15 protein-coding genes are annotated in these 22156 nt (G+C 75.4%); 3 read left to right on the top strand and 12 right to left on the bottom strand.

Translation table 11 applies throughout. The features are described 5' to 3' along the window. Positions 1-75 precede the first annotated feature (75 nt). From AB0F71_RS34695 to AB0F71_RS34665, 7 genes are all read right to left on the bottom strand, one after another. Positions 76-2640 (bottom strand): FtsX-like permease family protein, encoded by a 2565-nt coding sequence (locus AB0F71_RS34695; RefSeq protein ID WP_360243383.1) that lies wholly within the window; start codon positions 2638-2640, stop codon positions 76-78. After that, positions 2634-3476, bottom strand: a complete 843-nt coding sequence (locus AB0F71_RS34690) for an ABC transporter ATP-binding protein (RefSeq protein ID WP_360243380.1) — start codon at positions 3474-3476, stop codon at positions 2634-2636. Before AB0F71_RS34690 ends, AB0F71_RS34695 begins: the two co-directional genes overlap by 7 nt. An 86-nt stretch (positions 3477-3562) precedes the next feature. Further along, positions 3563-8347 (bottom strand): DNA repair ATPase, encoded by a 4785-nt coding sequence (locus AB0F71_RS34685; RefSeq protein WP_360243377.1) that lies wholly within the window; start codon positions 8345-8347, stop codon positions 3563-3565. 25 nt (positions 8348-8372) lie between these two features. Further along, the gene (locus AB0F71_RS34680; RefSeq protein WP_360243374.1) at positions 8373-10394 is read right to left on the bottom strand and encodes a flotillin family protein; all 2022 of its coding nucleotides are present in this window, start codon (positions 10392-10394) and stop codon (positions 8373-8375) included. A gap of 64 nt (positions 10395-10458) precedes the next feature. Then, positions 10459-11250 carry a hypothetical protein gene (locus tag AB0F71_RS34675; RefSeq protein WP_360243371.1) on the bottom strand — a complete coding sequence of 264 codons (792 nt, stop codon included), beginning with the start codon at positions 11248-11250 and terminating at the stop codon, positions 10459-10461. 240 nt (positions 11251-11490) lie between these two features. Then, positions 11491-12606, bottom strand: a complete 1116-nt coding sequence (locus tag AB0F71_RS34670) for a helix-turn-helix domain-containing protein (RefSeq protein ID WP_360243368.1) — start codon at positions 12604-12606, stop codon at positions 11491-11493. A 132-nt stretch (positions 12607-12738) separates the two neighbouring features. Continuing rightward, positions 12739-13560 (bottom strand): GntR family transcriptional regulator, encoded by an 822-nt coding sequence (locus tag AB0F71_RS34665; RefSeq protein WP_360243365.1) that lies wholly within the window; start codon positions 13558-13560, stop codon positions 12739-12741. A 170-nt stretch (positions 13561-13730) separates the two neighbouring features. Here AB0F71_RS34665 and AB0F71_RS34660 point away from each other — a divergent pair, with 170 nt between their 5' ends. Beyond that, positions 13731-14495: a tyrosine-protein phosphatase gene (locus AB0F71_RS34660; RefSeq protein ID WP_360243362.1), complete on the top strand. Its 765-nt coding sequence runs from the start codon at positions 13731-13733 to the stop codon at positions 14493-14495. 79 nt (positions 14496-14574) lie between these two features. Here the strand turns inward: AB0F71_RS34660 and AB0F71_RS34655 are convergent, their stop codons facing one another. Further along, positions 14575-15435, bottom strand: coding sequence for an ABC transporter permease (locus AB0F71_RS34655; protein ID WP_360243359.1), 861 nt, complete (start codon positions 15433-15435; stop codon positions 14575-14577). Further along, entirely contained in the window at positions 15432-16343 is a 912-nt protein-coding gene (locus tag AB0F71_RS34650) for an ATP-binding cassette domain-containing protein (RefSeq protein ID WP_360243356.1), read from the bottom strand. Before AB0F71_RS34650 ends, AB0F71_RS34655 begins: the two co-directional genes overlap by 4 nt. Positions 16344-16477: 134 nt before the next feature. Here AB0F71_RS34650 and AB0F71_RS34645 point away from each other — a divergent pair, with 134 nt between their 5' ends. Next, on the top strand, positions 16478-17689 hold the full coding sequence (locus tag AB0F71_RS34645; protein ID WP_360243353.1) for a sensor histidine kinase: 1212 nt from the start codon (positions 16478-16480) through the stop codon (positions 17687-17689). After that, complete coding sequence (locus tag AB0F71_RS34640) at positions 17686-18345, top strand: response regulator transcription factor (protein WP_360243350.1); 660 nt, start codon at positions 17686-17688, stop codon at positions 18343-18345. Before AB0F71_RS34645 ends, AB0F71_RS34640 begins: the two co-directional genes overlap by 4 nt. Positions 18346-18601: 256 nt before the next feature. Here the strand turns inward: AB0F71_RS34640 and AB0F71_RS34635 are convergent, their stop codons facing one another. From AB0F71_RS34635 to AB0F71_RS34625, 3 genes are all read right to left on the bottom strand, one after another. Continuing rightward, complete coding sequence (locus AB0F71_RS34635) at positions 18602-19708, bottom strand: hypothetical protein (RefSeq protein WP_360243347.1); 1107 nt, start codon at positions 19706-19708, stop codon at positions 18602-18604. 353 nt (positions 19709-20061) lie between these two features. Continuing rightward, positions 20062-20751: a hypothetical protein gene (locus AB0F71_RS34630; RefSeq protein ID WP_360243344.1), complete on the bottom strand. Its 690-nt coding sequence runs from the start codon at positions 20749-20751 to the stop codon at positions 20062-20064. Positions 20752-20927: 176 nt separating this feature from the next. Next, complete coding sequence (locus AB0F71_RS34625) at positions 20928-21947, bottom strand: BadF/BadG/BcrA/BcrD ATPase family protein (protein ID WP_360243342.1); 1020 nt, start codon at positions 21945-21947, stop codon at positions 20928-20930. Between the last annotated feature and the right edge of the window lie 209 nt (positions 21948-22156).

Raw genomic sequence — 22156 nt, 5'->3', positions numbered from 1 at the left:
GTCGGACCGGGTGATCAGCTGACCAGGGAGGCGCGCAGCCCCGCCCGGGCCCGCGAGGCGACGGCCCGCGAGGCCTCAGGCCGCGCCCGCCGCGCCGCGCAGGGTGCCGCTGCCGTCGCGGCCGCGCAGGGCGAGGGCCGCCGGGAGGACCGCCGCCGGGAGTGCGACGGCGGCGCAGCAGGCCGCCAGCACGCCCATCACCGTCCACGGCACCACCATCGGCGTCGGGCCGACCAGCGTGGTCAGCGCCGTCCAGGAGCCGCCGACGCTGATCGCCGTGCCGAGCCCGCCCAGCAGGGCGCCGGCCGCCACGCAGAGCAGGGTCTCGACTGCCACCGTGCGCAGCACCTGGCCCCGGGTGGCGCCGGCCAGCCGCAGCAGGGACAGCTCCCGCCGCCGGTCGCCGGTGGTCATCACCAGCGAGTTGGCCAGAGTGATCACCGCGTAGCCGATCGTCAGGCCGAGGATCATCAGCAGGGCGTTCCAGGAGTCCCGCGCGGTGCTGTCGGTGGCGGCCGACCAGACCTGCTCCGGCGTTTCGAGCCGGGCGCCCAGCCCGTCCACGGCCGTCCGCAGGGCGGCGGTGGCCTGCGCCCGGTCGGCGCCGGGCAGCAGCCGCAGGTCGATCCGCTCGGCCAGGGCCGGTCCGCCGACCCCGCCGGTGACGGCGTCGGGGCCGGTCACCCAGGCCTGGACGGCCTCGGCGCCGGTGCCCAGCAGGGCGGCGACCCGCAGCTCCCGCGGGGTGCCGTCGGCCCGCCGGACGGCGATCCGCTCGCCGACCGCGGGCGAGCCCGGCCAGGTGCGGCTGAGCACGACCGAGCCCGGGCCGAAGTCGGCGAGCGAGCCGGCGACGACCGGGAGCCGGTCGACGGCGGCCAGTGCGGCCGGGTCCGCCGTCGCGGCCCGGAAGGACACCAGGGCCTGGCCGCCGTCGACCGGAGCCAGTACGGAGGTCGGGGTGATCACCGCCGCCTGCACCCCGGGGACGGCCCGGATCCGGTCCGCCACGGTCCGGCTCAGTCCGGGGGTGCCGGCCGGCACGACCACCAGGTCGGCGGCGGACAGCTGGGTGCGGGTCTCGGTGACCTGGGCGCGGTTGATGGTGTCGATGCTGCCGACCAGGCACCCGGCGAAGGCGACGATCAGCACCACGGGGGTGGTGGTCGCGGCGGTGCGCCGGAAGGCGGTCAGCGAGCTCTGCCGGGCGGTCGCCCAGACGATGCCGCCGCCGTCCTCGGCGGACCGGCCGCGCAGCCGGGCCACCAGTGCGGGCAGCGCCGTCAGCAGCCGGATCGCCGGCCCGGCCAGCACGGCCGCCAGCAGCACGCAGCCGGCCACGACCGGCAGCAGCAGGGCGAGCGAGTCGGCGACGCTCGCCGCCGCGTCCGGCCAGCTGCGGGCGGTCAGCGCGAGGGCGGCGATCCCGCCGCCGAGCACCAGCAGGCCGCTCGCCCAGCGGAACGCCAGGACGGCGCGCGAGGTCCGCTCGGCGTCCGCCTCCGCGAGCGCCTCGCCGGGGCTGATCAGGCCGGCCTTCACCGAGGAGAACAGCACGCCGGTGATCGCGGTCAGCAGCCCGATCGCGCCCGCGATGAGCAGCCCCCACCAGGTGACCGGGACGGTGAACCCGTCCGGCACCAGGTCGCGGTCGACCAGCCAGCGGCCGGCCGGCGCCGCCCCGGCCGCGCCCAGCGCGCATCCGGCGGCGGAGGCCAGCACGCCGACCACCAGCGCCTCCCGGTTCACCAGCGCGCGCAGTTGGCGACGGGTGGCGCCGATCAGCCGCAGCAGCGCGAGTTCGCGGCGGCGCTGGGCGATCGACAGGGCGAAGGTGCCGCCCACCACGAACACCGCGGTGCCGCCGGAGACCGCGGCGGACAGGCCGAGCGGGGTCTGCACGGCGTCCAGCCGGGCGGCGACCTCGGCGTGGTGCGGGTCGGCCTGGCTGCGCTCGGCGCCGGTCAGCACCCGGGCGACGCCGGCCCCGCCGTTGGCCGCCACGGCCCGGCGTACGGCGTCGGCGGGGCCGAAGGCGGCCAACACGCCCACGGCGGGGCTGAATTGCGCGGCTCGGGTGTCGGTGAAGAAGACGGCGTGCTCGAAGGTCTCGGCCTCGGTGACGCCGGAGACCGTCGCGGTGTGCGGGCCGTCGGCGGTGACGAACCGGACCGGCCGGCCGATCTGCTCCGGGCGGCCGCCGCCGATCACGACCTGGTCGTCGCCGGCGGGCGCGGCGCCGGCGGTGAGCCGGTAGCCGCCCAGGGCGGCGCTCGACCAGGCGCGGCCGACCTGACCGCGCGGGCCGTCCGCGAGCTGGGCGTAGAAGGTGTGGTCCTCGACCGTACGGCCGGTCGCGCCGACGGCGGCGAGCAGCCCGGCGGGCAGGCCCGGCTGGGCGGGGACCTGGGTCGGCTGGAGGTCGCCGCCGCCCGCGGGCGTGAAGTCCACGTTCTGGTCGGCGACCACCAGCACCGGGGCCTCGGCGAAGCGCTGACGCCCCTGGTCCGGGACGCCCACGGTGGCCGAGATGACCAGGATCGAGGTGGCCAGCAGGGCGACGCCGCAGGCCAGCGCGACGAAGCTGCCGACGAAGGAGGCCCAGCGGAGCCGGACGGAGGCGAGGGCGAGGGTCAGCATGCGAGGGCCTCCTCGACGGCGCGGCTACCGGACGCGAGGGCCTCCTCGATGGCGTGGCGCTCCGGCGCGTCGGCCTTCTCGACGGCGTGGCCACCCGACGCGTCGGCCTCCAGCGCGGTCATCCGGGCGGCGACCTGCTCGGCCGTGGGCCGCTCCAGCGAGCCGGCCAGCCGGCCGTCCCGGAGGAAGAGCACCCGGTCCGCGTACGAGGCGGCGACCGGGTCGTGGGTGACCATCACCACCGCGCGGCCGGGGTCGTCGGCCATCCCACGCAGCAGGGTGAGCACCTCGCGGCCGCTGCGGGTGTCCAGGGCGCCGGTCGGCTCGTCGGCGAGCAGCACCGCCGGGCGGGTGATCAGCGCCCGGGCGATGGCGACCCGCTGCTGCTGGCCGCCGGACAGCTCGCCCGGCCGGTGCGCGGCCCGGTCGGCGAGGCCGACGGCGGCCAGCGCGGCGGCCACCTCGGCCGCGGCGGGCCGGCGGCCGGACAGCTTGGCCGGGAGCGCCACGTTCTGCGCCGCGGTCAGCGCGGGCAGCAGGTTGAAGGACTGGAAGACGAAGCCGATCCGCTCCCGGCGCAGGATCGTCAGCTCCTTGTCCCGCAGCCCGCCGAGGACGGCACCGGCCACCCGTACCTCGCCCCGGTCGACGGCCTCCAGCCCGGCGGCGGCACGCAGCAGCGTCGACTTGCCGGACCCGGACGGCCCCATGACGGCGGTGAAGGTGCCGTAGGGGAACCCGACGGTCACGTCGTCGAGCCCGACGACGGGTTCGGGCCCGCGCCGGTAGGTCCGGCGGACGGAGCGGAGTTCGACGGCGAGGTCGGTGGCGTTCATGATCCCCATCCCACCGCCTGGGGTGGGGGCGGCTCAATGACCATGGGTTCACTTCCGGGGGTGTAGCCAGCTACACCCCCTCCGCCCTACACCCCCTCGCACCACCGGCGCTTCAACCGCTCCCAGCGCTCCGCCTGCTCCGCGGTCAGGGTGCCGCGCAGCTCGGCGAGTTTCAGGAGCTGGGCCTCGGCGTCGGCGCCCAGCGGCTGGGCCTCGGCGCGGTAGTGGTCGGTGAGCAGGGCGTCGAGTTCGGGCCGGGTGAGGGCCGGGTCGAGGCGCTCGGCGAGCTTGGCCATGTTGCGGTAGGAGCCCTGGAGCAGGAACGGTGGCTCGGTGCGGGCGCGGTCGTCCTGGGCGGCGGAGTCGAGGTAGGCGCGGTTGACGGCCAGGACGGTGCCGCGCAGGTGGAGCAGCCCGGCCAGCACGGCGGTCATCCGCTCGACCTCGGCGGCCGGCCAGGCGCCGGTCAGGGTGCCGCCCGGGGTGCCGCCGGCGCGGGCGAGCAGGGTGTCCAGGTCGGCCCGTTCGGCGGTGGCGAGCGGGGCCAGGTGGGGGCTGGCGGGCAGGGAGTTCTCGACGAAGCTGAGCGCGAAGAGGTCCTCCCGGCCGGCCACGGCGTCACCGAGGTTCCAGACGTCGGCCCGGTTGGCGAGCATGTCGGGGAGCCGGAAGAGCCGGCCGGACTCGGTGTACGGGTTGGCGGCCATCACCACGGCGAAGCGCTTGTCGCGCAGGTCCCACTCCCGGGCCTCCCCGTCCGCGACGCCGTCGATCCGGCGCTGGGCGTCGCACAGCGGGATGAAGCGCTGCAGGAACTCGGGCGAGGTGTGCTGCACGTCGTCCAGGTGGAGCAGCACGTTGTCGCCCGCGTGCAGTGCGAAGTTGAGCTTCTCCAGCTCGCGCCGGGCGGCGGCGTCGGGGGCCTCGGCCGGGTCCAGCGAGGTCACCCGGTGGCCGAGGGCCGGGCCGCTGACCGAGACCAGCAGCAGGCCGAGCCGCTCGGCGAGGTACTCGACCAGGGTGGTCTTGCCGTAGCCGGGCGGGGAGACCAGCAGCAGCAGGCCGCTGCGGTCCACCGGCCCGCCGGGGCCGGCGGTGCCGAGCTGCTTGGCCAGGTTGTCGCCGATCAGCGGCAGGTACACCTGGTCGATCAGCCGGTTGCGGACGAAGCCGTTGAGCGGTGCGGGCCGGTACTGGTCGAGCCGCAGCCGGGCGTGTTCGGCGGCCAGCAGCTCACCGCGCAGCCGCTGGTAGGCGCGGTGTCCGGGGGCGTCGACCGCCTCGAACTCGCGGACCCGGGCGAGCAGTTCGTCCAGGCGGAGGTCCAGCGCGCCGCCGCGCAGGCGGGGGTGGTCGCCGAGCAGTCCGGTCAGCCGGGTGCCGACGGCGCCCTCGGCGGGGCGGCGCGGCAGGGCCGGGCAGAGCAGCACGGCGGCGGCCTCGGCGAGGTCGCCAGGATCGGCGTCGGTGGCGGCCGACTCCAGCCAGGCGGTGGCCAGTTGGTGCCGTACGGGCAGCAGGGATGGGTCCTCGGGCAGGGCGGCCAGGGCCTCGGTCAGTCCGGCGGACTCGGGGGCGGCGTGGAACTTCTCCAGCAGCGCGCGGGCCCCGGCCGACTGGGCGAAGGTCGGTGTGGCGGCGGACGGTGTGGCGGAGGACGGCGCGGCGGCGGAGGGCGGTGCGGCGGCGGCGAGTTCGGCCACCAGGTAGTCCCCGGCGCCCAGGTGTTCCCCACCGGCCGCGCCCGGACCGGACCCGGTCGGGGCGAACTCCGCGACGGCCTCGGACAGTTCGGCCGCCAGCGCGGCCAGCGCCGGCACCGCGCCCCCGTACGCCTGCCGGGCGAGGCCCAGCGAGCGGGCCCGGGTGTGCCAGACCAGCCGTTGCCGTTCGTCCGTGCCGTGCGCCCAGTACAGCTGGGCGGCCGCCCGGGCCGCCGCCGGATGCCGCAACAGGCCCGCCTCGGCACGGAGTTCGAGCAGGGCGCGGAGCACCAGCGCGGCGTCGTGGTCGTGCACCCCGCGCTGGTAGCCCTCGTCCGGTCGCCGTTCGGCGGCCCGCCGGACGTACTCCAGCAGGTCGCCCTCGGGCTCCCCGGGCTCGGTGGCCAGCAGCAGGCTCGCGGCCAGGTACTCGGCGCGGTAGAGCGCGGGCGTCTCGGAGGGCAGCGGCCGGTCCCAGTACCGCTCGGTGGCGGCGAAGGCCGGGTCGGTGACCGGGGCGCGGTAGTCGGTGCCGGTGAGGGTGAAGGCCGGGCGGCCCCGCCAGGGCAGCAGGGTGAGTTCGGGGCGCTGGGTGGTGACCGTGAAGAGGTGGCGGCCCAGTCGCAGGGTGCCGGGGCCGTCCCCGGCGAGCTCGGCCCGGTCGCGCAGCGCCCGGTGGGCGCGGCCGCGCGCGGCGCGCAGCCGCCCGGTCAGCTCCTCGGCCCGGACCCGGTCGCCGAGGGCGGTCAACTGCCCGGCGAGGTCGCGGAGTTTGACGGCCGTCGGGTCGGCGGCCAGGGCGGCGTCGATCTCGGCGGCGGTGGACAGGGCGGCCAGCCGCCGGTGCAGGGTGTCGAGGATCCGCTCGGCGGAGGCGGCCAGCCGGTCGGCCCGCCCGGCGCGTTCCTCCAGCAGGTGCTGGCGGCGGGCGGTGAGGGCGTCGTGGACCTCGGTGCGGCGTTCGGCGAGCTGTTCGCCGAGCGCCGGGTCGGCGTCGGCGAAGCGGGTCTCCAGCTGCTCGATCCGCAGCAGCAGCCGGCCGAGCCGGTCGTCGCAGGCCTCGGGGGTGTCGGCGGCGGCCAGTGCCGCGGTGACGGCCTGGGCGAGCAGCGCCGTCTCGGCGGCGAACTCGGCGGCGGCTTCGCGGGTGCGCAGCTCGCGGCGGCGGACGGTCAGTGTGCTGCGGGCCCGGTTGAGCAGCCCGAGCACGTCGGCGAGCCGGTCCAGGATGGCGGTGCGGGTGGTGGCGTCGGCCAGGTCGAGGGTGCCGACCAGCTCCGAGACGGTCTGCAACGCCTCGCTCTGCGCGGTGAGTTCGAGGCCCAGCGGCTCGGCCTCGGCGGCGGTCGCCAGCGCGGCGCAGCGCTCGGCCAGCTCGCCGGCCCGGCGCCGGTGCGGCTCGAAGGCGGTGGGTTCGGCGAGTTGGACCACGGCCCGGTCGGCGGCCTCGGCCAGCCCGTCGGCGAGGTGCTCGGCGAGTGCGTCGATCCGCTCCGGCCGGGCGCGCGGCAGGTCCCGCAGGGCCTCCACCCGGCCCTGGGCGCGGCGCAGCGCGGCCAGCCGGTCGACCCATTCGGCGGCGTCGGCGAGCGTCTCGCCGCGCGCGGTGCGCAGCAGGCCCTCGATGTGCTCGGCGGTCTCCTCGGTGCGGGCGGCGGCGTGCGCGGTGAGCTGGGCGACCGCCTCGTACTCGGCGATCACCTGCCGGGCGGTGTCGCGGATCTCGGCGAGCGGTGCGGCGAGGCCGCCCAGGCCGCTCTGGCCGAGCCAGTGGTGCCGGTCGGCGGTGCGGGTGCAGGCGGCGAGCACGGCCTGGTGCCCGGCCGGGGTGTCGGCGCCGGCCGCGGCCAGCCGGGCGAGGGCGAGGCAGTCGGCCAGGCCGCGGACCAGGTCGGCGTTGCCGATCCGGGCCAGCGGGCCGGTGCCGGGCGGCTGTTCGGCGGCGTGCCGCTCGCTGGTGAAGGGGCTCTGCCAGAGCTGGACGGGGTGCAGCCGGGTGGGGCCGTCCTCGGCCGGGCGCAGCGCGATGAGGGTGCCGTCGTCGAGCAGCGCGTAGCCCTGGCAGGCGAGCGGGGCGGCGGCCTCCTGGCGGACGGAGTTGTACGGCTGGAGCAGCGCCCGGCCGTCGGTGGCGGAGCGGAACTCGTACAGCACGTCCTCGCCGTTGGGGGAGAGGACGGTGCGTTCGTACGCGAGGCCGTCGACCGGCTGGTCGAAGGTGCGCACGGTGCCGTCGGCGAGGTGGCAGCCGCCGGGGAAGGCCACGCCCTGGTCGGCGGGCAGCCGCAGGCAGGCCTGGCCGAGCGCGTCGATCCGGGTGACCCGGCCGGTGGGCAGGTGGACCACCAGGTGCCGGACGGTCTCCTCCTGGTACGGGCGCACCCGCACCAGCAGCAGGGTGGCGAGCCGGGCGTGGGCGACCTGGGCGTCGGCGAGGGTCTGCAGGGCCTCGGCGAGCGGCTCGCGGTGCAGTTCGCGGCCGTCGGGGGTGGTGAGGGTGAGCCGGCCGCCGTCCACGCCGAGGTGGAGTTCCCCGGCGAGGTCGGCGCGCGGTGCGCTGCCGGGGGCGGCGGGCAGCTGGTCGTCGCGGGTGAGCTCGGTCCAGTCGAGCTGCTGGCCGTCGGCGGGGGTGTGGTCGCGTTCGCCGCGGCCGTCCTGGTAGCTGGCGCGGTCGTCGTCGAGGCGCCAGCGCAGCACCCGGACGTCGGCGGCGGCCGGGCCGGTGCGGAACACGGCGAGCAGCCGTCCGCCGACCGGGCGCAGCCGTTCCAGTCGGGCGTCGCGGAAGTAGCGGCGCAGGTCGGTGAGGTCCTGGCGCAGCCGCGGGTCGTCCAGCAGGGCGCCGCCGGTGGGGGAGAGGTCGTCGGGCCGGTGGAGGCCGAGGAGGTCGGTGACCTCCTCGGCGCCGTCCGCCGGCTCGGCCGGGCGGGTGCCGAGCAGCAGCAGCCCGCCGACGGCGGTGAGGTCCTGCGGCAGGCAGGCGCGGGCGGTGGTGAGCCGCCCGGTGCCGGTGAGCCGCAGTTCCCCGCCGCCGAACTCCTCGACCCGGCGGGCGTTCAACGCCTCCGCGCGGTCGGCGAGTTCGGCGGCGGCCCGGGCGAGCCGGCCACGCAGGACCTCGTAGCTGCCGGCGTCGGGCCGGGCGTCGTCGAGGGCTTCCACGGTCATGTTCCTCAGCTGCTCGGCGGGGTGGCTACTTGCTGCCGTTCACGGCGGCGCCGGTGAGCGCCCCGATCGGGGTCTCGGCGATGCCCAGCTTCCGCGCCGAGTCGAGCAGTTGGCGCAGTTGCCCGGCCTGCTCGCCGCCGCCGCCGATCAGCTTGAGCAGCAGCGCGGACACCGTCAGGTTCTGCACGTCCGCGGTGGACACCGAGGACAGCACCCGGGTGAGGTCCTGGGTGAAGTCGGCCCGCCCGTCCAGCCAGGGACCGGCCAGGGCCTGGGCGGTCTGCGAGTGGCCGACGAAGGCGTCCACGCTCTTGCCGGCCGTCACCGACTGCACCAGCCGGTCGAAGAAGACCGAGTCCCCGCCGACGATGTCGATCTTGGCCTTCTCCAGTCCGGCGGCGACCAGCGCGGCCTGCGCCTCGGCGATCTGCCGCTGGGTCTCCAGCCCGGCGAGACGGACGTCCTTCTCGGCGGCCAGCCGCAGCCGGTACTCCTCGTGCCCGCGCGAGGCCTCGTCCAGCTTGGCCATCGCCGCGGCCTTCTCGGTCAGGCCCTCGGCCTCCGCCTTGAGCTTGGCGCCGACCTCCAGCGCGGTCGCCTTGGCCTTCTCGGTCTGCACCGCGGCCTCGGCGCGGCCGACCTTCTCCACCGCCGCGGCCTCCTGCTCCCGCACCTGCACCCGGGCCAGCCCCTCGGCGGCGGCCTCCGCCCGGACGCCCTCGGCCAGCTTGACCTTGGCGGCCGCGTCCAGCTGGGCGGCCTGCTGCCGGGCCTCGGCCAGCACCAGCGACTCACGGGCCTTGTGCGAGGCGGCCTGCTCGGCGGCCTCGGCGGCCTTGATGTCCTTGACGAGCTTCTCCTGGGCCTCCGCCTCGGCCTGGATGACCACGGCCTTGCGCACCCGCTCGGCCTCCTCGACGGCCCGCAGGGTCTTGACGGCCTCCTCCTGCTCGGCGACGGTGCGCTCGACCGCGACCCGCTCGCGGACCACGTCGGCGACCTCCCGGCGCCGGGACTCGACCTCCTTCTGCTTGGCCATCACGGCGAGTTCGGTCTCCCGCTCGCGGCCGACGACCTCCAGCAGGCGGTCCTTCTCGATCCGCTCGTTCTCCACCGCGATCACCCGCTCGCGGTTCTTCTGCGCCACCGCGACCTCGCGGGCCTGGTTCTCCCGCTGCACCCCGAGCACCTCCTCGGTGCGCAGGAAGGCGGTCTGGGCGTTGAGCCGCTCCTCCTCCTGCACCCGGGCGATCACCGCGTCCTCCTTGGCCCGCAGGGTCTCGATCTCGCGGCGCTGGCGGATCTCGGCGTCGGCCTGGCGGCGCTCCAGCTCCAGGACGGTCTCCCGGGCGTCCACGTTCTGCCGGGTGATCTCCTTCTCCTCGTTGCGCTGGTACTCGTTGGTGCGCACGTGCTCGATCGCGGTCAGCTCGGTGATCTTGCGGATGCCCTGGGCGTCCAGGATGTTGTCGCCGTCCAGCTGGCTCATCGGGGTCTGTTCGAGGTGGTCGATCGCCGCGTCCTCGAGGGTGTAGCCGTTGAGGTCGGTGCCGATGACCGCGATGATCTGGTCCCGGAACTCGTGCCGGTGGGTGTACAGGTCGGTGAAGTCCAGCTGCTTGCCGACGGTCTTGAGCGCCTCGGCGAACTTCGCCGCGAAGAAGTCCTGGATCGCCTGCGGGTCACTGGCCCGGGCGGTGCCGATCGACTGCGCCACCTTGACGACGTCCTCGACGGTCTTGTTCACCCGGACGAAGAAGGAGATCCGGATGTCCGCCCGGATGTTGTCCCGGCAGATCAGACCGTCCCGGCCGGCCCGGTGGATCTCCACCGTCTTCGCCGTGATGTCCATCAGCTCGGCCTTGTGCAGGACGGGCAGGACGATCGCCCCGGTGAAGGTGACGTCCACGCTCTTGGTGCGGGAGACGATCAGGGCCTTGCCCTGCTCGACCTTCTGGAACAGGCGCCCCACGAAGAGCAGCGCGGCGAGCAGGATGAGCAGCACGACGGCGATGAGTACGCCGAAACCCACGGCGATGGTGTCCATCACGGAGTCCTTTGACGGGATGGTGGTGCGAAGTGGTTGGCGAGGAAACGAGACTGACGGAACGTCAGAGGCCCGGCGGGGACGGGTCGAACGGCGCGACCAGGAAGTGCTCGCCGTCCGCGTCGTAGTCGTAGATCAGCGCGGTGCGCCCGGCGGTGAGTTCCGGGTCCGCCTGCGGGGTGCGGACCTGCACGGTGGCGGTGGAGCCGTCCTCGGCGGTCACCTCGGCCTGCCCGAAGTCGGCCGTCACCCGGCCGGTGCGGATCACGCAGACCCGGCCGACGAAGTCGCCCCGGGTGACCGGCCGGTCCTCGGGGAACAGCCGCCGCAGCGGCCGGACGAGCACCCGGGTGCCCGCCCAGGAGGCGACCAGCGCGACGACGAACACGCCGCCGCGCGCCGGCGCCCCCGAGGTGAGGACGGTGCCGGCCAGGCTGACGAACCAGGCGAGCGCGACCAGCAGCGACACCGCCACCGTCGCGGGCACCCCGCCCAGCCCCAGCGCGTCCAGCACGCCCCCGTGGTGGCCCGCCCCGTGCCCCCCGTCGGCGGTCCCCCCGCCGGTACCGTGCCCGCCGGTACCGTGCCCGCCGGACGCCCCGTGGGCCACGTTCCCCCCGACACCGTGCCCCCCGACACCGTGTCCGACGTGACCCACCGGGCCCCCGTGTCCGGCGTGCCCGGCGTGCCCGGCACCCAGGTGGTGCCCGACGCCGTGCCCCCCGTGCACGGCGTCGAACCCCAGGCCGCCGATCAGCATCAGCAGCCAGTACCCGACGACCACCACCAGCGCGAAGCTGAACAGCGCCGTGGGAAAGGCCAGCGCGGCCGCGAAGAAGTCCCCCGTCCCGGCCATGCCCCCCGCCTTTCCCCCGGCACCGAGCATCGGCGCCGCAGAGATCATGGCAGCGGGCGGGGCGTCCGCACATTGCCAGGATCCGGCAATCTTTACGGCCTTTTGACACCCTGGTACGCGCGCCGCCCGTGACACTGTGACGGTCGGGCAACAGAACGGCCCTGACCAGGTCACCCGGGGTTTCGGCGGGCCGGGAGGCGCGCGGTGGAAGGCCGGGAACAGGCCCTCTGCGGGGCCGTCCTACAGCGGCTGTTCGGGCCAGTTCAGCAACCGCGCCCCCATCGCCGCCGTCTCCAGGGTGAAGCGCTGCAAGGCGTCCGAGGGGTCGTAGCCGGTGAGCGCCTTGATCCGCTCCAGGCGGTAGCCGAGGGTGCGCACGCTCAGCCCCAGCCGGCGCGCCGCCTCCGCGTTCACGTACGCCGCCTCCGCCTGCACCGCGATGGTGTCCAGCAGCGGACGGGCCCCGCCGCGCGCCTCGGTCAGCGGGCCGAGCACGCTGCGCACCAGGTCGGCCATCGCCGCCCGGTCGCGCATCAGCACCGGGAACACCAGCAGCTCCTCGGCCCTCAACTGGCAGGCCGGCAGGCCCAGTCGCTGCGCGTAGTCCAGTGCGTCCAGGGCCTCGTCGTAACTGCGCAGCACCCCGCTCGCCCCCGAGTGCCGACGGCCGGTCGCCACCCGCAGCACCGGCCGGTAGCCGGGCCCGGGGTGCAGCGTCAGCTCGGCGAAGGCCTCCAGCACGGCCCGCTCGGAGTCCGGGGCGATGCACACCAGCCGGCCGTCCTTGCTGGCGAGCAGGACGTCCCGCTCGCCGAACCGGCCGGTCAGCTCCCGCTCCACCCGGTGCAGCATCGGGTGCACGTCCGCGAACCGCTCGTCGCCCACCGCGACCGCCACCGTGTACGCGCCCGCCAGCCGCAGCCCGAACCGCTCCGCGCGCTCGGCGAGCAGCCCGAGGTCGCTGCGCCCGTGCAGCAGGTCGTCGATGAACTCCCGCCGGGCCGCCTCCTCCTGACGGACCGCCAGCCGCTGGGCGCGCTCGTGGCCCTCGCCCAGGGCGGCCAGCGCGGCGTCGGTGGCGGCCAGCACCGTGTCACCGATCCGGCGCAGCTCGCCGACACTGCTCGCGGTGGTCGTCCCCGGCAGGGTCTGCCAGGCCCGCCGGGCCGCCGCCAGGCAGTGCGAGACCACCTCGCGCAGCCCGTAACCGGCCTCGGCGCACTGCTCGCCGAGCCGGCGCAGCGCCTCCAGCTCGTCCCGGCGCAGCAGGCGCCCGGTGCGGGAGGTGTCGGCGAGCAGGGCGAGGTACGCCTCGGCCAGCTCGTTCGGTATGTCGCACTCGTCCGTCTCGTTCACCGTTACTGCCAACCCCCGTGCGGCCTGCGATTTCGGCGCTGAACGCTATCAGGATCCGTACGCCCGGGAGCCGTGCCCGTCGGAGCCGTGCCCGCCGGGGCCGGGGCCGGGGCCGATGTCGCGGGACCTGCCCTACCGCTCGCGGAAGTGCAGCACGAAGCGCGCGCTGCTGCCGTCGATCCGGCGCCGGACGTACAGCGCCGGGGTGCCGTCCGGGGTGCAGCTGACCCCCTCGCGGACCAGCAGCGGGGTGCCCGCCGGGACGCCCAGCAGCTCGGCGTCCGCGAGGTCCGCGCCGATCGCGCCGAAGGCCCGCCAGTCGTACTCCAGCTCCACCCCGGCCGCCCGGGCCAGGTCCAGCACCAGGTTCCCGGCGTGGCCGGGCCGCACCAGCTCGGCGGGCAGCGGACCGAACGGCACCCAGTAGCTGCACGCCGCCCGGGCCCGGCCGCCGAGCCGGATCACCGAGTCCAGCCGGTGCAGCTCGCCCGGCGCCCGGCCCAGCTGGCGGGCCGCCTCCTCGTCCTCGGCCGAGCCGGTCACCGGCGGGGCGGCCACCACGAACTCGCCGTCGCCGCGGTCCCCCTCCGGCACGGCCTCGTGCACGCTGCCCAGGTCGAAGCGCTGGCTGCGCGGGTCCACCGCGATCGAGACCCGGACGGCGGGCGGGCGGACGAAGGTGCCCACGCCCCGGCGGATCTCCACCGCCGCGGCCCGCTCCAGCTCCGCGACGGCCTGCCGTACGGTCAGCCGGTTCACGCCGAACTCGGCGCTCAGCTCCGGCTCGCTCGGCAGCCGGGCGCCCGCGGGGTAGCCGCCCGCGTCGATCCGCTCCTGGAGCCGGCGGGCCAGCCGGCGGTAGACCGGGGTGTTCGGGCCGTCGGGAGGAGTGTTCGTAGTGTCGGGGGGAGTGTTCGGAGGGTTCGCGGGAGTGCTCGGGGGGTTCGTCGCCACGGAGCGATCCTACGAAGCCGAGGGCCCCGCCCCGGGTCGCCGTGGCGGGCCGACGGCGGTGGGATGGAGGGGTGCCCCGTACCCGCCGGGGGAATTGGACATCTAGACGTCTAGATGTCCTACTGGATGTCCGGTTCCCCCCGTGTGCGGCTTCACCGAAAGGTCCTCGCATGTCCCTGGTCAACTTCCGCGACTCCGCCGTCCTCAGTGACCCGGAGGGCCTGCGGATCCGCCCCGGCGTGCTGTTCCGCTCCGCCCAGCCGTTCCCGGCCGCCGACGAGGCCGTCGTCGCCCAGCTGCGCGCCTGCGACATCCGCACCGTCGTCGACCTGCGCGACCCCCGCGAGACCCGGCCCGACGACTGGGCCGCCGCCGAGGCCGCCGGGATAGCCGTGGTCGCCGCCCCGGTGAACCCGGCCACCGACGCCCTCACCGCCCACATGGCGACCATGACCACCGCCGCCGACCTCGGCGAGTTCTACCTGCTGCTCGCCGAATCCGCCCCCGAGGCCGTCGCCGCCGCCGTCGAGGCCGCCACCCGCCCCGGCGCCGTCCTGCTGCACTGCGCCGCCGGCAAGGACCGCACCGGGCTGCTCACCGCCCTGCTGCTCGACCTCCTCGGCGTGCCCGCCGACCGGATCGTCGAGGACTACGCCCGCACCGCCGAGGCCCTGCCGCAGATCTTCGCCAACCTCGCCGAGCGCCACCGCACCGCCCTCAACGACCGGGGCACCGGCACCCGGGTCACCGACTCCGAGGGCCGCACCCTCACCATCCCCGCCCCGCTGCTCCAGGCCCCGGCCGAGGCGATGTCCGTCTTCCTCGGCCACGTCCGCACCCGCCACGGCGGCGCGGAGGCCTTCCTCCCCGCCTGTGGTGTCCCGGCGGCCACCCTCGCGGCCTTCCGCGCCAAGGCCGTGGCCCCCGCGGCCTGACCCGGCGATCGCCCGGCGCCCGGCCCCGTCCTGAACGGGGGCCGGGCGCCGGGCGATCGGGACGGGCAGCCGGGGTGCGTCAGACGTCCCGGCGGCGCACCACGACCATCGTCACCGCCACCGCGACGACCGCCCACACCCCCATGGTGATCCAGGAGTCCAGCACGCTCGGCGCCCACTTGCTGATCGTGGTCAAGGAGTCGGGGTTCCAGGTGAGCCGGTTGACGGTCTCCAGGGGCAGGTGGGCGCCGATCTCGTGCAGCCACCGGTAGCGGTCCCCGCCGAACATCAGCGGCAGGATGAAGAACAGCAGCACCAGCGACACGATCGAGGCGGTGGCGTGCCGCAGCACCGCGCCCAGCGCCATCCCGATCAGCGCGCAGACCGGCACGATCGCCGCATAGGCGAGGACGGCCTGCAGGCTGACGCCTTCGGTGATGGAGAGCCCGACGTGCCGGGTGGCCAGCATGGCGTTGGTGGTGAAGAAGGACACCGTCGACACCACGGCTCCCGCCAGGGCGGTGATCCCGCCGATCAGCAGCACCTTGGCGGCGATCACCCCGCGCCGATCGGGCACGGCGGCGAAGGTGGTGCGGATCATGCCGGTGGTGTACTCGCCGAACACGGTGATCGCCCCGAGGCTGCCGGCGGCGATCGCCATCACGTAGCCGGCGATGTTGCTCAGGCCGTGGTACAGCGGGTCGTACTTGTACGGTGGCAGGCCGGGTACCGGCGCCGGCGGGTGGTCGATGTACGTCAGGTCGGAGTGGACGGCGTTCAGGTTGATCCCGATCGCCACCAGTGAGGCCAGGGCCAGCACCCAGTACGTCGACCGCAGCGAGCGCAGTTTGATCCACTCGGCGGCGAGCAGGTCGGTGAACCGGGGCGCCGGGTCCACCGAGCGGGCGCTCTCCGTGCGGGTCAGGGTCATGGTGCTCATCGGGCCTCTCCAGCCAGGTACTCGACGCTGTCGGCGGTCAGGGACATGAACGCCGACTCCAGGGACGACGTCCGGGTGGCGAGCTCGTTCAGCACCACCCCGTGGCGCCGGGCGAGTTCACCGATCCGCTCGGCGGGCATGCCGGTGACCACCGCGAACTGCGGCTCCACCTGGTCGACTTCGGCGCCCTCGGCGCGCAGGGCGTCGGTCAGCAGGGAGAGTTGCGGCGTCCGCACGGTCACGCTGGACTCCGCGTACCGGGCCGAGAACTCGGTGAGGCTCTCGTCGGCGATCAGCCGGCCGCGCCCGATCACCACCAGCCGGTCCGCGGTGTGCTCCATCTCGGCCATCATGTGGCTGGAGACGAAGACCGTTCGCCCCTCGTCCGCGAGCCGCCGGAACAGCCCGCGCACCCAGAGCACGCCCTCCGGGTCCAGCCCGTTCAGCGGTTCGTCGAAGAGCAGCACGGGCGGGTCGCCGAGCAGGGCCCCGGCGATGCCCAGGCGCTGCTTCATGCCCAGCGAGTAGCCGCCGATCCGCCGGTCCGCGGCCTTGCCGAGGCCGACCTCGGCGAGCACCTCGTCGACCCGCCCGAGCGGGATCCGGTTGCTGCGGGCGAGCGCCGACAGGTGGGCCCGGGCGCTGCGGCCGCCGTGCACGTCCCCGGCGTCCAGCAGGGCGCCGACGTGCCGCAGGCCGCGCGGGCGGCCGGCGAAGGGCACCCCGTCGACGGTGACGGTGCCCGCGGTGGGGGTGTTGAGGCCCAGGATCATCCTCAGCGTGGTGGACTTGCCCGCGCCGTTGGGTCCGAGGAAGCCGGTGACGGTGCCCGGCCGGACGGTGAAGGTCAACTGGTCGACGGCCGTGGTGGCGCCGTACCGCTTGGTCAGTCGCTCGATCTCGATCACGGGGACAACGGTGCCGGTCAGGGCCGTACTCGGGCATCGGGCGGCGGGCCACAACCGGGAGCGGCGGCCCCCGCCCCGGGGATTACGCCCGCGGGCCGATGCGCCGCCCGACGGCCCGCCACTACCATCGGGTCATGATCATCGAACCCCGCCCGCCGCTGCTCAGGCGCCTGCCCGCGGGCGTGTGGGTGGGGGCGTTCTGGACGACCATCGTGGTGTTCCGGTTCTTCACCCGGGACGACGAGTTGAGGCACCTCTTCGAGTACAGCGGCAACGTCGAGGGCATGCCCCTGACGGTCACCGCCGTGGTCACCACCCTGGTTGCCTTCCTGCTGGTCCGGCTGCCGCTGGCGGCGGTCGCGGCCGCGCTGGTGGGCGGCGTCTACGCGCTCGGGATGTGGACCGTCCCGGAGACGGCGCCGCTGCAGTTCCTGATCGCCGAGGCGGTGGTCGGCTACTGCGTGGTCACCCGCTCCCGGACGGTCTCGGCGATCGCGGTGTCGATGCCGCTGACCGTGCTCGCCACCCTGTTCGCCTGGGGCGCCGTCAACGGGCAGGCCGCGAACCCGTACGCCTACCTCGGCCTCGCCGCGACCGTCCTGATCGCCTGGCTGATCGGCAACACCGTCCGCCAGAGCCGCGCCCACACCGAGGCCCTGCGCGGCCGCGCCGCCGAGCAGGCCGTCACCGCCGAACGGCTGCGGATCGCCCGCGAGTTGCACGACATGGTGGCCCACAACATCGGCATCATCGCGATCCAGGCGGGCATGGGCAGCCGGGTCATGGACACCCAGCCCGCCGAGACCCGCAACGCGCTGAACGCCATCGAGGCCACCAGCCGGGAGACCCTGGCCGGGCTGCGCCGGATGCTGGGCGCGCTGCGGCAGGGCGAGGGGGAGTCCGCGCCGCTCGAAGTGGCGCCCGGGCTCGACGAGTTGGACCGGATGCGGGAGAAGGCGGCCGGCGCCGGGGTGCGCGTCGCGCTCACCCGCAGCGGCGAAGCCCGGGCGCTGCCGCCCGAGGTGGACCTCGCCGCCTACCGGATCGTCCAGGAGTCGGTCACCAACGTGGTCAAGCACTCCGGCATCCGGGACTGCCACGTCACCGTCGAGTACGCGCCCGAGCACCTCGCCGTCACCGTCCTCGACCTCGGCGCCGGTACGCCCACGGCCACCCCCGGCACCGGCTACGGCCTGGCCGGGATGCGCGAGCGGGTCGCCCTGCTGGACGGCGAGTTCAGCGCCGGCCCGCGCCCCGGCGGCGGCTTCCGGGTGGCCGCCCTGCTGCCGCTCCCGGCCGTGCCCGCGGGAAGCCCCGAACCGACCCCCCTGGAGGTGGGACCGTGATCCGCGTCGTCCTGGTCGACGACCAGCCGCTCATCCGCACCGGCCTGCGCGTGCTCATCGCCGACGCCCCCGACCTGGAGGTGGTCGGCGAGGCCGGCAACGGCGCCGAGGCCGTCGAACTGGTCGCCCGACTGCGCCCGGACGTCGCCGTGATGGACATCCGGATGCCCGGCATGGACGGCATCGAGGCCACCCGCCGGATCCTCGCCGACCCGGACCTGCCCACCCACGTCCTGGTCCTGACCACCTTCGACGACGACGACTACGTGTACGGCGCGCTGCGCGCCGGGGCGAGCGGCTTCCTGGTCAAGGACCTCGCCCTGGAGACCATCCTGGACGGCGTCCGGGTGGTCGCCGCCGGGGACGCCCTGCTCGCGCCGGGGATCACCCGCCGGCTGATCGGGGAGTTCGCCGCCCGCCCGGACGCCGCCGCCCGGCCGCGGAAGTCCGCCGAGGGCATCACCGGGCGCGAACGCGAGGTGCTCACCCTGGTCGGCCGCGGCCTGTCCAACACGGAGATCGCCGAGGAGCTCACCATCAGCGTGGCCACCGCCAAGGCGCACGTCGCCCGGCTGTTCACCAAGCTGGACGCCCGGGACCGGGTCCACCTGGTCATCCAGGCCTACGAGTTCGGGCTGGTCGCGCCCTCGTCCTGACCGTGCCCTCGTCCTGACCGCGCCCTCGTCCTGACCGTGTCGACGGCGAGGAGGCCGGACAGCGCGAAGCGCCGGAGCGGGCCCGCACAGCCCGCCCCGGCGCTTCCCCGTACCGGATCGTCAGGGCACAAGACCCCTCCGGCCCGTTCGATCCGTCGGTCCCGTCAGCTCCCGAGCTGCCCCACGCTGCTCGGGGGACGGCGCTTGGAGGTGTTCAGGTGCCGTCGCCCGGGTTCCGTCGCCCGGGTGGCGCCGGTCAGTGGACGATCGCGTGCGAGATCTGGCACCCGCTGACCGCGTTCGACCAGGTCCCCTGCATCGCGAACGAGCCGGTCGCGAAGGCCACGTTCTGAGAGCCGCCAGTGCCGCCGACGCCCTTCCAGGCGCACTTGTCGGCGTTCTCCGCGCCCGAGGAGTCGGTCCAGCCGCCGGCCGGGTTCTGGTCGGTGACCGTCTCCGAGTACTCGTGGCCGAAGACCATGGTCACCCCGTCCAGCAGGCCCGCGCTGCCGCTGTTGACGTAGTTCTGGCCGCAGGAGGTGCCCATGTCGGTCACGTACGGGTCGTTGCTGAACGCCACGTCGCCGTAGGGGGAGGTGGCCGCGCCGCCGGTCAGCGTGGTGTCGCCGTTCCAGTCGTGCCAGGCGCAGAAGTTGCCGGTCGAGGTGTTGAAGCCGTCCGGGTGGGTGCCGGTCGGCGAGAGCACCACGTACTGCGCGTTGCGGTTGGCGGCCGCGGTGGTGTTGCCGAAGTGCCCGGCGGCCTTGATGGCCTCGTTGGCGATCTGGTTGCCGGTGGCCTGGCCCGGGGCGGCGGCGGAGTTGTCCACCCAGACGCCGGCCAGCGCGCCGCCGGTCGGGTAGCCGACGTGCCCGGTGGTGCCGCACGTGGTGGCACCCCTGGCGACGCCCTCGCAGTACTGGGTCATGACGCCGGACCAGGTCTCGTTGTTGGTGCCGAGGCCCTTGAACAGCTGCTGGGCCCGGACGGCCTCGCCGGACGGGTCACCGGACAGGGTGGTGTAGCCGTTGGCGTCGGTGCCCGCGGTGCCCCACTGGGAGCCCCAGAAGATCACGTACACCTTCGGGGCGCCGGTGGTGACGCCGATGCCGTCGACCCCGCCGCCGAACTTCAGGTTGGTGGTGCGGCTCGCGGCCGCGGAGGCGGCGTTGGCGTGCTCGGCGGCCTCCTTGGTCGGGACGCTGCCGTGCCGGTACGGGTGGGACTGCCCGGCGAACTCGCTGCCCGGCTGGTCGGCCTGGGCGGCCGGGGCGGTGACGAAGCCGGCGGCGGCCAGGGCCAGCGCGCTGAGCCCGGTCAGGGCCCGGACCCGTGCCCGGCGGGAGGTGGGGGAGATGCCCATCGTGAGGGTTCCTCTCTCATGCCGACCGCACACCGGTGGGGGCGCGGCGACAGCGTGGGGGGACAAATGGGGAGGAGCGACGACGGCAGGCCGGTGTCCACCGACCGCCCGTCAGGGAGGTTCGGTGAAACGGGGATGGGGGACCGGTTCACTGCCGACGGCGGGAAGCAAAGCACCGCCGCGGAAACCGGGTCAACGACGCCGGGAGTAAGACCAGCCCCAAGGGCGGCCCCGGATCAGGTATTGAACGTCAAAAATCCGCAGCTGATTGGTTGTTGACGTACTTGACGAAGACATGTCTCAACAGTTGAAAGGGCCTTCTACACCGTATGGCGGCACGGTCCCCGCCCGGCTCAGCGCTGCGCGCCCTCGACCTCCGCGTCCTCCGCGCTCTGGACGTCCGTGCCCTGGACGTCCGCGCCTTGGACGTCCGGGCCCTGGACCTCCGTGATGCGCATGATCCGCCCGTGCGAGTCCAGCACCACGTCGTAGGCGTTGCCGTGGCAGCCGTACGGATCGGCCGGGTCGCGTTCGGCCAGGCAGTCGTTGAGGTGGGTGACCAGTTCGTCCAGGTGGACGGGTCTCGCGCTCTCCCCGCGCGGACGGTCGACCAGGGTGGCGGTGACGCCGGCCGCCGCGAAGCCGTAGTGGACGGGGGAGCCGGTGGCCTCGTAGCGGGGCGGGGTGCAGGCGAACCGGGCGGGCTGGGCGGTGAGTTCGGCCGGGCCGGCGGCGACGACGACCAGCACCTGGTGGCCGGGCCGCAGGGCGGGCGCGGTGCACGCCGGGGCGGGGTCGACGGGCGCGCCCGGGGCGGCGACGGTGCCGGTGGCGGCGTCGGTGGCGGTGTCGTAGGCCTCCTCGTCGGCGAAGTCGTCGGCGTCGTCCAGCAGCGGGTCGTCCAGGCCCTCGTCGGAGAGGGCCGCGGCCGAGGAGGCGGCGGCCACCGTCGGGCGGGAGTCCGCGGGGGTGCAACCGGTGAGGCCGGCCAGGGCGAGTCCGGTCAGGGCGGCGGCAGTGAGGAGGAAGCGGGGCACGGCCATGGCACAAGTCTCCCCGGGCGGCGGTGGCGGTCGGTACCCGGGTACCACGAGCGGCGCGCGCGGTGCGGTTCCCGCCCCCGCCGGACGTGCGGATCCGGCGGGGACGGGAGGTCCAGGGTGAGCAGAGGGGAGCAGGGGGAGCAGAGGGGAACAGGGTGAGCAGAGGGGAGCAGGCGTCAGACCGCGACCGCCGGCTGCGCCTCGTACGCCCCGCGCACCCGCGCCTGCACGGCCGCGTCCACGCCCAGGTGGTCCAGCCCGAGCAGCGCGGCGCCCAGCACCGGCGGCGCGACGACCACCCGCGGCTCGGCCAGCGGCGCGGCCCGGGCCAGCCGCTCCTTGAGGTTGTCGAGCAGAAGCGGCTGCCGGGAGGCGAGCACCCCGCCGCCGAGCACCACCGGGGTTGCGGAGTCCAGCAGTTCCAGCCGGCCGAGGGCGACCACGGCCAGCCGGACGATCTCGTCGGCCTGCCGGTCGATCAACTCCCGGGCGACGGCGTCCCCGTCGTTCGCGACCGCGAACAGCACCCGGACGATCTCGTGCAGCCGGGAGGCCGGCAGGTGCCCGAGGTGGACGGCCTCGGCGACGGCCCCGGCGCTGGGCAGGCCGAAGTGCTCGGCGATGGCCCGGGCGAGACCGGTGGGCCCACCGCGCCCGTCCTCCGCACGGACGGCGTGCCACATGCTGCTGGTGGCCAGTCCGCCGCCGCCGCCCCAGTCGCCGGTGAGCTCGCCGAGCGCCGGGAAGCGGGCGGTGCGCCCGTCCGGCAGCAGCCCGACGCAGTTGATCCCGGCGCCGCAGACCACCGCGACCCCGCGCGGGCCGTCGGTGCCGGCCCGCAGCAGGCCGAAGGTGTCGTTGACGACGGTGTTGCTGAGCCCCCACGGGTGCGATTCCAGGGCGGTGCGCAGCGCCTCCTCCTCCACCGGCAGGTCGGCGTTGGCCAGGCAGGCGCTGACGTGGCTGGTCAGCACGCCGTGGAAGGACGGGAAGCCGGCCGCCGCGGCGGCCTCCTCGACCAGCGGGGCGAGGCCCGCCACCGCTGCCGCGCCGCCGATCTTCTGCGGGGCGAAGCCGCCGCCGCGGGCGGTGCCGCGGACGGTGCCGTCGGCGCCGATCAGGGCGACGTCGGTCTTGGAGTTGCCCGCGTCGATGGCGAGGACGCCGGGCAGGAGTGGTTCGGGCTGGTGGGTCATCAGGTCCCCGCGGCTCGTACGTGGCCCGGCCGCAAGCCCCGGCCGGGGGCCGGTCCCCAAGGGCCCGGCGAGGGGCGAGGCCTGTCTTCGAACTCCCGCCTGCGGGGCGACGCCGGGGCACGCACCTCGCCGCGTTGTCGTCGGTCGCCAATGCGCTGCATTGGGCTCCCTCCTCCGCCTTGCGATGCACGCACCCCAACGCCGCCCCG

The organism is Kitasatospora sp. NPDC028055 (assembly GCF_040637885.1).
In the GTDB taxonomy this organism is placed as follows: domain Bacteria; phylum Actinomycetota; class Actinomycetes; order Streptomycetales; family Streptomycetaceae; genus Kitasatospora.
This window is presented reverse-complemented; position numbering and strand designations above follow the sequence as displayed.